The sequence below is a fragment of the Sessilibacter sp. MAH3 genome, from assembly GCF_054658275.1.
In genome coordinates this window covers 1-15,012 of sequence record NZ_BAAGIE010000037.1, presented here as the reverse complement: position 1 = coordinate 15,012, position 15,012 = coordinate 1, and the positions used below count along the sequence as shown (strand labels likewise).

At 43.7% G+C, this 15,012-nt stretch carries 16 protein-coding genes; 10 read left to right on the top strand and 6 right to left on the bottom strand.

Annotation, left to right across the window (positions count from 1 at the left end; translation table 11 throughout):
- Nucleotides 1-131 precede the first annotated feature (131 nt).
- Together ACYQ2C_RS16870 and ACYQ2C_RS16865 are read left to right on the top strand one after the other, a co-directional pair.
- Nucleotides 132-875 (top strand): response regulator transcription factor, encoded by a 744-nt coding sequence (locus tag ACYQ2C_RS16870; protein WP_460052016.1) that lies wholly within the window; start codon nt 132-134, stop codon nt 873-875.
- Nucleotides 872-2,290 carry a sensor histidine kinase gene (locus ACYQ2C_RS16865; RefSeq protein WP_460104307.1) on the top strand — a complete coding sequence of 473 codons (1,419 nt, stop codon included), beginning with the start codon at nt 872-874 and terminating at the stop codon, nt 2,288-2,290. Before ACYQ2C_RS16870 ends, ACYQ2C_RS16865 begins: the two co-directional genes overlap by 4 nt.
- 26 nt (nt 2,291-2,316) lie before the next feature.
- Here the strand turns inward: ACYQ2C_RS16865 and ACYQ2C_RS16860 are convergent, their stop codons facing one another.
- Complete coding sequence (locus tag ACYQ2C_RS16860; protein WP_460104308.1) at nt 2,317-2,946, bottom strand: hypothetical protein; 630 nt, start codon at nt 2,944-2,946, stop codon at nt 2,317-2,319.
- A 365-nt stretch (nt 2,947-3,311) separates the two neighbouring features.
- Here ACYQ2C_RS16860 and ACYQ2C_RS16855 point away from each other — a divergent pair, with 365 nt between their 5' ends.
- Nucleotides 3,312-4,208 (top strand): GGDEF domain-containing protein, encoded by an 897-nt coding sequence (locus ACYQ2C_RS16855; protein WP_460104310.1) that lies wholly within the window; start codon nt 3,312-3,314, stop codon nt 4,206-4,208.
- 113 nt (nt 4,209-4,321) lie between these two features.
- Here ACYQ2C_RS16855 and rluB read toward each other — a convergent pair whose 3' ends face one another.
- From rluB to ACYQ2C_RS16830, 5 genes are all read right to left on the bottom strand, one after another.
- Nucleotides 4,322-5,149: a 23S rRNA pseudouridine(2605) synthase RluB gene (gene rluB / locus ACYQ2C_RS16850; protein WP_460052010.1), complete on the bottom strand. Its 828-nt coding sequence runs from the start codon at nt 5,147-5,149 to the stop codon at nt 4,322-4,324.
- Between the two features lie 24 nt (nt 5,150-5,173).
- Nucleotides 5,174-6,589, bottom strand: a complete 1,416-nt coding sequence (scpB, locus tag ACYQ2C_RS16845) for an SMC-Scp complex subunit ScpB (protein WP_460104312.1) — start codon at nt 6,587-6,589, stop codon at nt 5,174-5,176.
- Nucleotides 6,590-6,591: 2 nt separating this feature from the next.
- Nucleotides 6,592-7,521, bottom strand: a complete 930-nt coding sequence (locus tag ACYQ2C_RS16840; protein WP_460104314.1) for a segregation and condensation protein A — start codon at nt 7,519-7,521, stop codon at nt 6,592-6,594.
- 137 nt (nt 7,522-7,658) lie between these two features.
- Entirely contained in the window at nt 7,659-8,282 is a 624-nt protein-coding gene (locus ACYQ2C_RS16835) for an L-threonylcarbamoyladenylate synthase (protein ID WP_460052007.1), read from the bottom strand.
- Between the two features lie 141 nt (nt 8,283-8,423).
- Complete coding sequence (locus tag ACYQ2C_RS16830) at nt 8,424-9,341, bottom strand: PHP domain-containing protein (RefSeq protein ID WP_460115723.1); 918 nt, start codon at nt 9,339-9,341, stop codon at nt 8,424-8,426.
- Between the two features lie 453 nt (nt 9,342-9,794).
- Here ACYQ2C_RS16830 and ACYQ2C_RS16825 point away from each other — a divergent pair, with 453 nt between their 5' ends.
- The 7 genes from ACYQ2C_RS16825 to ACYQ2C_RS16795 all read left to right on the top strand — a co-directional run bounded on the left by ACYQ2C_RS16825 (nt 9,795) and on the right by ACYQ2C_RS16795 (nt 14,874).
- On the top strand, nt 9,795-10,499 hold the full coding sequence (locus tag ACYQ2C_RS16825; protein ID WP_460104318.1) for a VC0807 family protein: 705 nt from the start codon (nt 9,795-9,797) through the stop codon (nt 10,497-10,499).
- Nucleotides 10,500-10,512: 13 nt separating this feature from the next.
- A complete protein-coding gene (locus ACYQ2C_RS16820) occupies nt 10,513-10,812 on the top strand; it encodes a YciI family protein (protein ID WP_460104320.1) in 300 nt (99 codons plus the stop codon).
- Nucleotides 10,813-10,923: 111 nt separating this feature from the next.
- The gene (locus ACYQ2C_RS16815) at nt 10,924-11,616 is read left to right on the top strand and encodes a TIGR04211 family SH3 domain-containing protein (protein ID WP_460052000.1); all 693 of its coding nucleotides are present in this window, start codon (nt 10,924-10,926) and stop codon (nt 11,614-11,616) included.
- A gap of 47 nt (nt 11,617-11,663) precedes the next feature.
- On the top strand, nt 11,664-12,362 hold the full coding sequence (locus tag ACYQ2C_RS16810; protein WP_460104322.1) for a peptidylprolyl isomerase: 699 nt from the start codon (nt 11,664-11,666) through the stop codon (nt 12,360-12,362).
- 31 nt (nt 12,363-12,393) lie between these two features.
- Complete coding sequence (locus ACYQ2C_RS16805) at nt 12,394-13,143, top strand: pyridoxine 5'-phosphate synthase (RefSeq protein ID WP_460104328.1); 750 nt, start codon at nt 12,394-12,396, stop codon at nt 13,141-13,143.
- A gap of 62 nt (nt 13,144-13,205) precedes the next feature.
- Nucleotides 13,206-14,081 carry a Rossmann-like and DUF2520 domain-containing protein gene (locus tag ACYQ2C_RS16800; protein ID WP_460104324.1) on the top strand — a complete coding sequence of 292 codons (876 nt, stop codon included), beginning with the start codon at nt 13,206-13,208 and terminating at the stop codon, nt 14,079-14,081.
- Nucleotides 14,071-14,874, top strand: a complete 804-nt coding sequence (locus ACYQ2C_RS16795; RefSeq protein WP_460104326.1) for a TrmH family RNA methyltransferase — start codon at nt 14,071-14,073, stop codon at nt 14,872-14,874. The genes ACYQ2C_RS16800 and ACYQ2C_RS16795 overlap by 11 nt, the downstream gene beginning before the upstream one ends.
- The last annotated feature ends 138 nt before the right edge of the window (nt 14,875-15,012 follow it).

Genomic DNA, 15,012 nt, shown 5'->3' with positions numbered 1-15,012 from the left:
TTCAATAGCTGAAATATAATTTTTTTATATTAAAAATCACTGTTTTCATACGATTTTGTGAGCCAGTGTTAAAATATGTTCATCAAATGTTACCTGGCGCTGTAAATAACTCAGCATCTAGGGCAAAATAGGTGACAAAAGGAATTAGTAAACTTGACGAAGTGATACGCACCATGAACTCAATACTACTTGTCGATGACGACACGGATCTTTGTAATCTTTTAGAAGAGTACCTCACTGAAGAGGGATTTAAAGTCACAACCGCTAACGATGGCGCCGCTGGACTGGCTTTAGCCAAGCAGCACAAGTTTGATGCTATTGTTTTGGATGTGATGTTACCCATTCACAGCGGCTTTGAAGTTCTTAACAAAGTACGCGATTTCTCCTCAGTTCCTATTTTAATGTTAACGGCCAAAGGCGACTCTATTGATCGCATTGTTGGTTTAGACATGGGTGCCGACGATTATCTACCTAAACCGTGCAATCCACGTGAGTTGGTTGCTCGCATAAATGCGGTCTTGCGTCGTTTAGACAAAAAGCAAGATGGTAATCAAAACCCAGATTTTATTCAGGTGAACGGTATTGTCCTCAATCGAGGCAATCGCAGCTGCTCATATCAAGGTAAAGCCTTAAACATCACCGGTGCAGAGTTTTCTATTCTCGACCAGTTGATGTCAAAGGCTGGCAGCATTCTCAGCAAAGAGCTACTTACTGAACGCGCGCTCAGTCGTAAACTAACGCCATACGATCGCAGCATTGATGTCCATGTCAGCAATATACGGAAAAAGCTTTCGTCTATTGGCGTCGATAAAGACCAGATCATCAATGTTCGTGGTGCAGGTTATATGTTTACCGTTACTGAGCCAGCAGAATGACAAAACTCTACCTAAAAATATTTCTTTATTTTTGGGCGTTGTGTGGCCTGATCTTGTTTTCAGGCCTTGTCTACGACAGTACACACAATCGTACGCCCTTATCTATTTTCTCGTCTGAAAAGAAAACGGTTTCTCCGGCAATGAAATTGTCCGATGACCTTCTTTCTACCGTGGCAGCTCACGACATGGAGTCTTTGTGCATTGCTATGCGCATGAGTCCAGATCGTGTCACACAGCATATTTTCTTAATTGATGAAAATAACGAAGATCTTTTAGCGCGCCCTATTCCCCAGTCACTTGTGCCGATGGTGAGTATGCTGGGTGAAGATATGCGTACCGCGCAAATGGGTTTAAACGTTGGTCGCATGGTCACCCTGACCGACGGTACACAATTAAAAGCCATTACTCATATTCAGGATGAATCCAGCGTTTTCTTTAAGGTGTATTTCCTAAACGCGGTACCGTGGTTTATTTCAGGCCTGCTTTTAAGTGCAATCGCTTGTTATTTATTTGCTCGCAAGCTTTCAAGCGATGTAAGTAAGTTGAAAAAAGCCACGCGCAGCATTGCCAGCGGTAATTTATCAACACGCATTTCGCCTCAATTTAGAAGCCGCAACAACGAATTCAGTGATCTTGCACGTGATTTTGACCACATGGTTGAACGTTTAGAAATTGCCATGTTGCAACAAAAACGTTTGATTAAAGACGTATCGCATGAACTTCGATCACCGCTCGCGCGTTTGCAAGTTGCCCTAGAGTTAGCCTTCCAACGCAGTAAAGGCACTGTTGATAAAGAACTTACCAATATCAAAAATGCGACGGAGTCTTTAGAAGAAATCATTACCCAAATTTTGTCGATGCCAGTAACCGAGCGCGACACTTTTGAAATGAGCGATACCATTGACTTAGGTGGATTGTTAACCGACTTGGTGAGCAATTGCCAAACAGATGCCAATAACAAGTCTGTACAAATCGTCCAAAAATATTGTTGCGAAGAAATTTTAGTTCAAACTCGCTCGAATATTTTGACCAGTGTTTTTGAGAATATTTTGCGTAACGCTGTGCGATACACCTATGAAGGCTCAAAAGTATTTGTGAAATTGGAGTGTGTTCACAATGGCAAGTGCGCCGCGGTTACCATCACCGATCAAGGCCCAGGTGTTCCCGATGGCGACCTAGAGAAGATTTTCCAACCGTTTTATCGCTCCGACAGCGCTCGTTCACGTGATAAAGGTGGCTATGGTCTTGGACTAGCAATTGCCGAACGTACCGTGCGTTTACATCGCGGCCAAATTATCGCTGCTAACGCCTCTGACGGTGGATTATCGGTTCAGGTTATTTTGCCAATGACTCAAATCGAAGAACCTGAAGATATTCCGCAAGAATCACCCACTTTTGTTGTTGGCCACGCCTAAACGACTAAACGTTACTTAGGCAGACCTCAGTCGCCTAGGTAACGTTTGTCATCGTAAGACTTTACCAAATCCGGCCACAACACGGTAATCGTCGAAATTGTTGCGCCATTAATAAATCCTTCTGGGAACAGCGACATTCCGTAAAGCCAAAAGTGATCCTCTAAAATAACTTCTAAGCTCCACGCATTAAATATCCAAAATATGGCGTAAGCATTAATCACCGTAAAAATTACTGTGAAGACAGCGCCAAAAAATCCGCCGCCAAGTATAAAAACAAATAAATTGTTAAAAGGAATTCTGGCCACAACCTGCAGTGCAATAGTGGCTCCAAACACTGGGTAAGCAACGGACAATAAAAAATTTAAACCCAAGTTATGGAGATCGATGGCCATAACCAGCTGCACGGCAACCAATCCAAAAACACCGGCAATAATCGCTAATGGCAGGCCAAATAAAAATACCGCCGCAGACATCATAGAAAGATGCACGGCTATCACTGCACTCAGTTCAACTTTCAACAGCCATACAAATCCCATGATCGCAGAGTACGCAAGCCAAAGCAGCACTCGATGACTGACGGAGAAGAAAGACCGCCAAGGTGCAAATATAAGCGCAGCAAGAACAATGACAGCTGAGGCAATAAACCCGAACCACATCAATGTTATTCCGGGTGAAATAAGAACAAACACGCACAAAACCCAGCGAATCGAATCGCAATAACTATGATAAATACACTCACAAATTCACAGTCGGCAAAAATCGACCGCTCTGATCGAGAAGACCGTGTAACTACCTAAAATAGCCGAAAAAATTTGGAGTGAGTTGTCAAAACTTTGTCGAATATTCCAGCACACAGCTTTTGATCGCTGTAAGCCTATGTTTTTAAAGAACTTTATAAAATAGATGTTTGTGGCATAAATCTCGCTTTTAGGCTCTGAAACGACACGATTCTTTACCATTTGCCAAAAACATAACAGTAAATGCGGCAATAAAGGGTCACAGAGAGAACAAGGAAAGATATATGCTATCTTCGACAAATACATCTACAGGCTACAAAAAACGCAACATAACGGCTTTGGTACGCAAATCCGAACAGGCCAGAACAGGAAAAGTGTTGGAGCTTGTTCAAAAGTTGCAGTCGAGCCTCGAAGTCGAAGCCATTTTACCGCATTTATTAGAGTATCTCCGAAATTACATTCCAGATTGCCGACTCTCTTATCGCTACGATGAATTTGAATTTAATCTTGAATTCGAAGGACCCAATCTCGTTCACCAATGCTTTTACCAGCTTAATGTAGACGATATCAATCTGGGTGAGATTCGTGTAACCAACTCAAAAGAGTTTTCTGAGTTCGAATTACAGATTATCGAAGAGACTCTTACTCACCTCTACTTTCCGTTGCGAAATGCGCTTTTGTATCAGCAAGCCATTCGCAACGCTCGCTTGGATGCATTGACCGGTGTGAATAATCGCTTTGCATTTAGTCGAGCGTTTGAAAGAGAGTTGAAGCTTGCACATCGTTACAATAACGATCTGTCGTTATTGATTTTGGACATCGATCATTTCAAATCTGTAAACGATCACTACGGTCATCTTTGTGGGGATATCGTACTGAGAGACGTTGCACAAACAATCAAGGCGGCAATGCGCGAGACGGATATGATTTTTCGCTACGGCGGCGAAGAATTTACCGCAATTCTCCCGAAAACCGACCATCAAGGCGCCCTTGTGATTGCAGAACGAATTCGCAAAGAAGTGGAAGGACTGATCATTAATGCCGACAACAAACCCGTTTCGGTCACCGTCAGCATTGGCATTGGCAGCCTTAAAAATGTTGAATCCAGTGATCAGCTATTTATTCAGGCCGATGAGCATTTGTATTCGGCGAAAAGAGCCGGTCGTAACCGTGTTTGCTAATTGATTTGATCACAGTAGACGGAGATGCCCTCGCTGGCTTGAAGGTAAAAATTCAAGCTGCGAGAGAGCTTACCCAAAGATTGAGTGTTTACGGAACAACTCAATCAAAGCAATTAATGACGTTGGCCTTTTGAGCGTAATTTACGACTGTGGCGCAAATAAGCTTCTTTTTCTTTTGTTGCCAACGGCTTATAGCGTGGCGGCTCAATGCCAGCGGTCAAACATAAGTCTGCAACTTCTTTCGGTAAAAGCTCGATCCACTGACCAACACGAACGTGTGACGGAATAAAAATATTACCGTAACGCACACGCTTTAGACGGCTGACTTTCACACCTTGAGATTCCCAAAGTCGTCTTACTTCACGGTTGCGGCCTTCCATGACCACACAGTAAAACCAGCGATTTCGGCCTTCGCCGGCACCATCGACAACATCGGTAAACTTAGCGACACCGTCGTCCAGCAGCACACCTGAAAGTAAGCGTGCCTTCATGTCATCATCGACATCACCTTGTATGCGAACAAGGTATTCACGATCTATCACCGATGAAGGATGCATCAGTTTATTGGCCAATTCGCCATCATTAGTAAACAACAGCAGTCCGCTGGTATTAAAGTCCAAGCGCCCAACCGAAATCCAACGACCTTGTGATAGACGCGGCAAGCGATCATAAACAGTTCGTCTGCCTTCGGGGTCTGACTTGGAGCAAATTTCGCCTTCGGGTTTGTTGTACAAAAGTACCCGCAGCGGAGATTTTTCGTTATTGGAGGAAACAAGCTTGCCACGAAATTGGAGCTTGTCACTATCACTGACACGATCACCCAATTGTGCTGGACGGCCATTTACCGTGACCAAACCATCTACGATTGCACGTTCCATCTCACGACGGGAACCTAAGCCTGCTCGCGCTAAGACTTTTTGTATTTTTTCGCCTTCTGCCATTGGGATGATCAGTAGTCCTTAAAATTAAGAAGCATCAAATAAAGATTTAACCGGGGGTTTTTCCGGCGCTGATTCCAATTCACCAGAGGATTCATCACTGTCTTGAGTAACAGTGTCTCCGGCGCTATTGGTTTCTGAGTCTTCAAGCTGCGCATCATCGGCATCTTCTGCGGATTCTGCTACAAGCTCATCGTTATCTTGTTCGGTTGAAATAACGGTATCGGCTGAATCTTGATCTACCTCTACCACGGTATCTGAATCGTCGCCAAATAGTGACGATGATGCACGGTTGACTGCGTAACCGCTCAAATTATTTTCGTCAGACTCTAAATCGGTTGGTTCGTCATCGAAACACTTATCTTCTGGGTCTGGTTCGGCAAGGTCTGGGCCTGGCTCCGCAAAGTCTGTGTTTGGTTCTGCAAAGTATTCGTCTAAAACAGACTCAGATTCATCCGGTAACTCATCTAGCTGAGAATCATCGGATTCAACCTCGACATCCTCAGAGTTTTCGTCCTCCTCACGGAGGTTTTCGGCTCCGATGGAAGTATCGGAATCATCAAGCTGCTCAAGATCTTCTTCAGCAACAGCGGTGGTATCGTCGATGACTTCATCCGAATAATCAGACTCGCGCTCTTCTAGCGAATCGTCGGCGAAATCACCTGCAAATTCAATTTCAGCAGCTGCAACGTCGTTTATCTCTGAATCTAGATCTTGCGATGGTGCTTGAACATCGGAATCGGATTCAAGTTCTGCATCTGAATCTTTCTGCTCACCATCAACATCTACTTCAGGTACTGCGTTCGCATCAGAAGTCGAGTCGTCGGATTGATCAGCGTCATCATTGTCAATGTTTTGCAACTCTGCATTTAAATCCAATTCGGGATTTAATTGATCGATATCGGCCAATTCACCCAGACTCGGTAATTCTTCTAAGCTACTTAAATTAAAGTAGTCCAAAAATGCTCGGGTTGTCGCGTACAACGACGGTCTTCCGGGAACATCTCTGTGCCCAACAACCTTAACCCACTCGCGTTCGGTCAATGTTTTAATAATGTGAGAGCTCACAGCAACACCGCGAATCTCTTCGATATCACCACGAGTAATGGGTTGTCGGTAAGCGATCAGCGCTAGGGTTTCTAGCAAAGCACGAGAGTATTTTTGCGGCTTTTCTTCCCACAAGCGATTCACCCACGGAGCCGTTTCTTCGCGGACCTGAAATCGCCAGCCGCTACCAACCTGCTTAAGTTCAAAGCCACGACCTTCACATTCTAGCGTAATCAGGTCGATGACTTTTTTAATGTCTTCTATTGTGACGTCTGCCGAATCAACATCTTCGGCTTCGGCACTTTCAAATAATGACAACAAGCGCTTTTCGTCTAGCGGTTGTCCGGCGGCGAGTAAAGCGCCTTCAATAATTTTTTTAAGTTGCAATTCTTCCAACGTTATTGCGCTCGCGACTTAACATGTATGGGCCCAAACGGCTCATTTTGAATGATTTCAACTAAGGATTCTTTAATTAGCTCCATTACCGCCAAAAAAGTCACCACAACACCCAACCGACCTTCGCGAACGTTAAATAAACTCACAAACGGCATAAATTGGTTGTGCGAAAGTCTGTCCAAAACCTGAGCCATGCGTTCTCGGGTTGATAGCTTTTCTTTCTCAACCTGATGGCTGGTAAACATATCGGCACGACGCAGAACTTCAGACAAAGCCAATAAAAGCTCTTTCATTTCGACATCGGGCTCAGGACGTGTCAAATTTTTGCTGGGCCCAGATGCCTTAGCGGTATGCACGTCACGACCAATGCGTGGCAAAGCGTCGATATCCTCAGCCGCTTGTTTAAAGCGTTCGTATTCTTGCAAACGACGAATAAGCTGCGCCCGAGGATCTTCCTCTTCTTCCTCGTCAACGGGAGGTCGCGGCAACAGCATCCTCGATTTAATCTCGGCAAGCATTGCTGCCATCACCAAGTATTCCGCGGCCAGCTCAAACTGCAATGCGCTCATCATTTGTACATAATCGATGTACTGACGAGTGATCTCAGCTACGTTGATTTCGAGTATATCGATATTTTGCTTACGTATGAGATACAGCAATAAATCGAGCGGCCCCTCAAAAATTTCAAGGATGATTTCTAACGCATCCGGCGGAATGTAGAGATCTTTGGGAACTTCGGTCAGTGCTTTACCGGCAACGATAGCGAAAGGCATCTCACCTTGAGCAGGATGTGCTTCAACTGTGGCTACAGCCTCTGCAACGCTATTAACCTCTAGCGCGTCCTGACCAGAATCGTCTTCGTTGGTGGGTTCTGATTCTGGTTTCTCGGACTGCGAAGCTGGGTGACCAAACAAATCTGGATCTTCAGTCACAATAGGCCTTTTACGTTGGAAAGTTGCAAGCTGTACCTTGAGGATTTCTAAGAAATTCGGCCGTGCATTATAGCGAGTTCGCAGATGTCATCAAACATTGAATGATTGTCCCACCGAAATCCACTCAAAATTGTGGCTTAAAGATCAAAACCCGAGATATCCCCTAAACCTTGTCGCACTAACTTGGGATCATCTTCGGTAAAGTCGATTACCGTTGTAGGCTCCAAACCACAGAAACCACCGTCAATCACCAACTCCAATTGATGTTCTAAGAGCTCACGAATATCGTATGGATCGGTTAACGGCAACTCATCGTTGGGCATAATGAGCGTACTGCTCATCAACGGCTCGCCAAGTTCATTCATTAACGCCAACGCGATTGGATTGTCCGGCACACGCATACCAATGGTTTTGCGCTTTGGGTGCAATAAACGGCGCGGCACCTCAGAAGTGGCCGAAAGAATAAAGGTATAAGGTCCCGGCGTATGAGCTTTAATCGCACGAAACACCTGATTATTTACCCGCGAATAGGTAGCAAGTTCGGAAAGATCGCGACACATTAAGGTGAAGTTATGATCTTTGCCCAGTTGGCGAATTGCACGAATACGATCCAAAGCCATCTTGTCACCAATATGGCAACCCAATGCGTAGGCTGAATCGGTTGGATAAACGACGAGACCACCTTTACGAATAATATCTACCGCCTGACTAATCAGACGTGCTTGTGGGTTTTCTGGATGGATCTGAAAAAATTGAGCCATCGACTCCCTCCTAAAATACGGTATCGAACTAATTTTTAAGCTGCTTTAATCGTCCAGATTAATAAGCTACTCACTAAATTTGGGGCTAATTGCGGTTAACATCGGTGAAAAAACACAACCTAAAGCAGAATTTGCAGTAACTCAGCGCCAAGCATTCCACACGGGCTCACAGCCCAGCGGAATGTGTGACGCCACCCCGAGTTCTTGCCAGGGCGCACCAGGAGCGTGGAAATCACTGCCGGAGGAGCCTAAAAGCTCAAAGCGATTGGCTAAATCAGCCATGTCACGCGTTTCAATATTACTTTGATGACCGCCACTGACGATTTCAATTGCTCCACCACCGTGACACTTAAATTCATCGCACAATTCACGCAACTTGGTGCGTGTCATCTTATATTTCAAAGGATGAGCAATGACCGCAACACCACCAGCCTGAGTAATCCAATCAACAACAACCGCAACCTCAGGCCAAACTTGCTTAACATCGCCGGGTTTACCCGAGCCAAGATAACGCTTGAATGCCTGAGCTATATTTTTTGCATGCCCTGCCTCAACCAAAAACTGAGCAAAATGCGGGCGGCCCAACTGTTCGCTGGGTGCGTATTTTCGAGCGGCTTCTAAAGAGCCGTTAATCCCAAGTTTGCTAAGCTTTTCAGAGATTTCAACGGCACGTTTTTCTCGCTGCAGAGACATGTATTGCTCTGCCTCTTTAATAACCAGTGATTGAGGATCGATATTTAAACCAACGATATGAATGCCTCGCCCACGCCACTGGCAGGAAAACTCAATACCGGCAATTAATGACACCCCTAAAAGATCGGCTGTTACCTGCGCGGCTGAAAAAGCCAAACAATTGTCGTGATCGGTAATTGCAAGACCAGTAACCTTATTGTCAAAGGCACGTTGCACTACATCCTCTGGCGATAACACGCCGTCAGAATACGTTGTATGACAATGCAGATCGAAACGACAATTCAAACCTAACCCCAAGACTGGTATACCAATGTGTATTACATCATAAACTGCTAAATATGGATAACTGAGAATGATGATCGACACGCACAATCAGTCTTTCTAAGTGTGGATAAACAAAAATTACCTAGACGATACTGTTTAAAAGTATGAACTTATTGCACAGCGAGTCGTTCTTAACAGAAAATTTCTGCGCAAAAAGTAACGAAATGATTTTGCAATCCTATAAATTTGAACAAGCGACCAGCGCATATATGGGCTAAAAGATAATTCCTTGCTGATTGCGCCAATAAAAACCTTTAAAATACCGGTAATTGATCGTTCTTCGAGCGGTTACTCAGCTGCCCATGTGGATATTTAATGCCACAAAGTAGGATAACCAAGAGAACAACTCGCAGAGATGTTCCAGTATAAAGTTGTGACAACAGTTGCACGACTCCATGTAAAAGTGTTGGATACGTAGCACTGTTAATACAACGCTATAAATTTAAGCGTGTTAATAAAACACCTAATAATGATTGTAATGACCGGATTACCTGAATGAGTGACGCCTCACCCCAGCCCAAAAAAGAAAATATGCTAGTCAACCTAGCATTCAATATCATTTTACCGACGTTTATTCTAATAAAACTCAGTAAAGAACAATATCTAGGCCCAACTTTGGGTTTAGTTTTAGCCTTAGCTTTCCCAATTGTTTACGGAATTTGGGATTATGTAACTCGCAGTAAATTTAACCTGTTTTCGGCCATCGGTATCGTCAGTATTTTGCTCACCGGCGGTATAAGTCTACTGGAGCTCGACCCTAAATACATTGCTATAAAAGAAGCGTCAATTCCGGGGATTTTGGCAATCATTGCTCTGGTTTCAGCGTTTACGCCCTATCCTTTTATCAGGACTATTTTCTTTAACGAAACCGTTGTACAAGTCGATAAAATTAAAAACGCCCTAGCAGAACGTAAGAACGAAGCTGAATTCGATAAAACCCTCAAAAATGCAACCTTCCTCGTAGCACTTTCTTTTGTTGTCTCTTCGGTATTGAATTATCTGCTGGCCAAATGGATTGTCATCAGCCCACCCGGCACTGAAGAATACAATTCACAACTGGGTAAAATGCAAATTTTAAGTTATCCCGTCATTGTGCTACCGGCAACAGTAATTCTTATAGTTGCCATGTATTATTTATTTAGAAACGTAACTCGCCTTACCGGTCTTACCTTAGAAGACCTTTTCGCTCAATCCAACTAAGCTTAATTTGAATATGTGGTATACAATTATTTGTGAAGACAAACCTAACACTCTTGATAAACGCTTACAGGCACGGCCTGATCATTTAGCGCGTTTGAATAGCTTAAAAGATTTAGGTCGACTTTTAATTGCTGGTCCCAACCCTGCGATCGACAGTGAAGACCCAGGCACCGCCGGTTTCACCGGTAGTGTAATTATTGCTGAGTTTTCTTCTCTGGAAGAAGCCAAACTCTGGGCGAGTGAAGACCCTTACTTAAAAGCAGGTGTTTACGAATCAGTATCGGTAAAACCTTTTAAAAAGGTGCTGCCTTAAGCTTACTTGCCGGTCAAACTCAAATTCTGAATTTGACCGGTTTTCTAAAACTAGCATGCAGCCCAAAAATAACCGCGCTGGTATTTTGCTTAACAACCTATTTAAAACCGTATGTTCGTAAACAAAACTATTTATTCGTGTATTTTATCTCTCTTAATTACAACAGCATTTTGCCACTCTGTTTCCGCCGAAACCGTTTACATCACCGATGTCCTCTATATTCCGATGCGCAGTGGTAAGGGCAACGAATACCGCATCATTGAATCCCGACTAAAATCTGGCACTGCCCTTGAGGTATTAGAAACTGATAATGGCGACGGTTGGACAAAGATTCGAACACCCAACAACCAAGAAGGTTATGTTCGCACTCAATACCTTTCTCGCGAAAAGACCGCCAAACTGCAACTCGATAAACTGGAACAAGAGCTAAATCGTCAGAAGTCTGAAAATGCCCGCCTGGAAAAATCACTGAAAGATGTCAGCCAAGCTCAAGATCAGTTAAATACGGCACTTAATGCCTCCCATGACAGCAATCGCTCAACTCTCAGCGAGTTAGAAGAAATCAAACGAGTGTCAGCAAACGCCCTAGAGCTGAACAAACGTCATCAAGATCTTCTCAACCAACATCAAATGCTACAAACACAAATTGACATTTTAAAGGCCGAGAATGCGCGCCTAAAAAGCGATGATAAACAAACATGGTTTATGTACGGTGCCGCAGCGGTATTGCTTGGTGTTATCATCTCTGTCTTAGTGCCGGTCGTAAAAAGACCTAAAAACCGTTCCGGCTGGAAAGAATACTAATCATAACAAGAACTGACATCAGGCTAATTTATTAAGGAAGATTTTCAATGTACGGCTCCAACTACAAACAGGTTGCGTCTAAATACCTTACCTCTGTTTTATTTTCGGCGTTTATGGCGTTTGGCCAGAGTGTATTTGCTCAAGAAGAGTCAACTTCTGCCAGCACCGGTGGCGGCTCAGTTCAAGACTCTGAAGTACTGGTTATGCTGGAAACAGACGCAGGTGAAATTGCCCTACAGTTATTTCCAGAATACGCACCCAAAACGGTAGAAAACTTTTTACAGTACGTTGATAGCGGTTTTTACAATGGCACTATTTTTCATCGCGTCATCAAAGATTTTATGGTTCAAGGTGGCGGTTTAACCTTTGATTATTTAGAAAAAGAAACTCTCGACCCGGTAGTTAATGAATCCAATAACGGTTTAAGAAACCTACCCGGCACGGTTGCCATGGCGCGCTTCTCCGACCCTAACAGCGCAACCTCGCAGTTTTTTATTAATCTTCGCGCCAATCCACATCTCGATGCTTCTGCAACTCAACCCGGCTACACCGTGTTTGGTCGAGTGGTAGAGGGTCGAAACGCGGTATTTGCAATTGTGGATGAACCGCAGGGTTTGATTCGAAAATACCCAAATGCACCCAATACCCCCGTGCGTATTCTAAAATCCTATCGAATTTCTCCTGATGATCTTGAAGCAATATCGGCTAAAAAAGCTGCCGAAGAACAAAAGACAAAAGCTCAGTAGACACATCTATTGGGCAGCCAACAGAGAGTAAATCATGGCTTTTGCACTGAGCATTAATTTAAATAAGATCGCCTTACTGAGAAACTCTCGCGAAGGCAACTATCCATCGGTCATCGAGCACGCCAAACTCTGCCTCGAAAACGGCGTCGATGGTATCACCGTGCATCCAAGACCTGATCAGCGACATATTCGTCCGAGCGACTGCCTAGAGCTAAAAACCCTGTTAGCCGATAAACCGCAAGAATTTAATATTGAAGGCAATCCCTTTGAAGCAAAACATGACACTTATCCGGGTTTTATAGAAATTATTCGCGAATGCAAACCAGAACAAGCGACACTGGTTCCTGATCAAGGCAGTCAACTTACCTCCGATCACGGCTTTGATTTAAACGTCTCCGGCCAACCGTTGGAATCCATCGTAAATAAGCTAAAAAGCTGGAACATTCGCGTTAGCCTGTTTATGGACCCCGATAAAGAACAAATACGTTTAGCCAAAGAATTGGGTGCCGATCGCATCGAGCTCTACACTGGCCCCTTTGCTCACGCGTATTCGCTTAATGATGCCGACGATATTTTCAAAAAACACTGCGAAGCCGCTCAATACGCAACTGAGATCGGCCTCGGCGTTAATGCTGGTCACGATTTAAATCTAGACAACATGAAGCTGTACAAAACCTTACCAGGTCTTCTTGAAGTATCGATTGGTCACGCGTTTACCGTCGATTCACTCCAATACGGTATGAAGTCAACCATAGAACGTTATTTAGAGTTGTGTCGCTAACAGCGCAAGCGTTTTAACTTACTACCTAAACAGTCTTAATTTTTTAAAGCATGGGTGATTTGTTGAAACCAACACTATCAATTATTGGCGCAGGAAAACTCGGTCAAACCCTTGGAAAATTATGGTTTGATCGAGACTGCGCCACTATCAATCAAGTCATTAACCAAAGCTTAGAATCGAGCCTTACCGCCATTCAATTTATAGGGGCTGGAAAGGCCGAAGATTCGATGTATCACCTAGAACCTTGTAACTATGTGTTGATCGCAACACCCGATGCGCACATCAGTCAAATTGCCGAAGAATTAGCCGAACTGCCCTACCCGTGGCATGGCACCACCGTATTTCATTGCAGCGGCGCACTAAGCGCCAAAGCACTTAAGCCTTTGGACGTGTTAGGCGCAAAGACAGCAAGTGTTCACCCGATTCATAGCTTTGCAGAACCCCAAAACAGCTTAACTCAACTGCCCGGAAGCTACTGTTGTGCCGAAGGAGCAGTTTCGGCGTTAAACACTCTTAAATCGCTTTTTGAAGCTTTAGAGATGAAATGGCAATTAATTGATGCCGATAAAAAAACGCTCTATCACGCAAGCTTTGTCATTGCCTGCAATTTCTTGCCAGCACTTGTCGATTCAGCACTGCAATGTTTAGCCGAGGCCAATATCGATGAAAACATTGCTAAAGAAATGATTCAACCACTTATGCAAGGCACGCTCACCAACATCTTTAGAACGTCTGCAAATCAGGCGCTCACCGGCCCAATTGCACGCGGCGATCTAGAAACTGTAGCCCGTCAATTGGCGGCGCTTGAAACGCAGTTACCGAATATTAAATCACTTTATTCAAGTTTAAGCCGAAGTACACTCGACGTTGCCAAACACGAACAGCAACGCCCCGACCTATTTACAGAATTTAAAAACCTATTAAAACATGACCAATAAAAGCTCACAGAAAACCGATACACCGGAATATTTAAAGAAAAAAGCCTTTTTTCAGTCGGTATTAACCATATACGGTCGCAAACCCGTACTCGAAGCATTACAAGACCCAAGCGCAAAACCTTTAAAACTGCATTTGGCCGACTCCAATAAAGATTCCGAAGCAATTACGCAACTCAAAGAGTTAGCGTTAAAAAAAGGCGCCGAAATTGTTTATCACAGTAAAAATGAGTTATCGAGAATTTCAAAAAACGCCAAACAAGATCAGGGCGTTTGCGTTGATATTAAATGTGACCAATATGTCTCGGAAGATACTTTTTTTGAAGAGCATTTGAAAAAGAATCGTGCGTTGGAGTTTATTGCCCTAGACGGCATCACCAATCCGCAAAACCTAGGCATGATTATTCGATCGGCAGCGGCAGGATTTATTGACGGAATTATTTTGCCAGAAAAAGGCTGCGCTCAAATAGATCCGCTAGTCATAAAAGCCAGCGCTGGAGCGGTTTTTAAAGCAAAGATTATTCGCTGTAAAGACTTACACAGTTTTTTAAAACGTTTTAAAAAAACGGCATCGGTGAGCATAATTACTTTGGATTTAAACGCATCCTTAGAGTTTTCAACATTAAATACGCTTGAAGGAAATAAAGTATTCGTACTTGGCAATGAGACCAAAGGAATATCGTCCGAAACCAGTGCCTTGAGCGATTACGCAACAAAAATTCCCATGAACAACAATATCGAATCACTCAACGTCGCAATAACCGCTGCATTAATATCTTTTAGAAAACAACTCTAAAAGCGCCGAATAACCTCTGATTTAAATCGCGAAAGATCAATCAGAGGTTTCTCAAACTATCGGAACCTCTGATTAACTCATCCATGATTTAATCAGAGGACAGAAATTGAAAATGCGATTTCCAATTTCTTCACAATT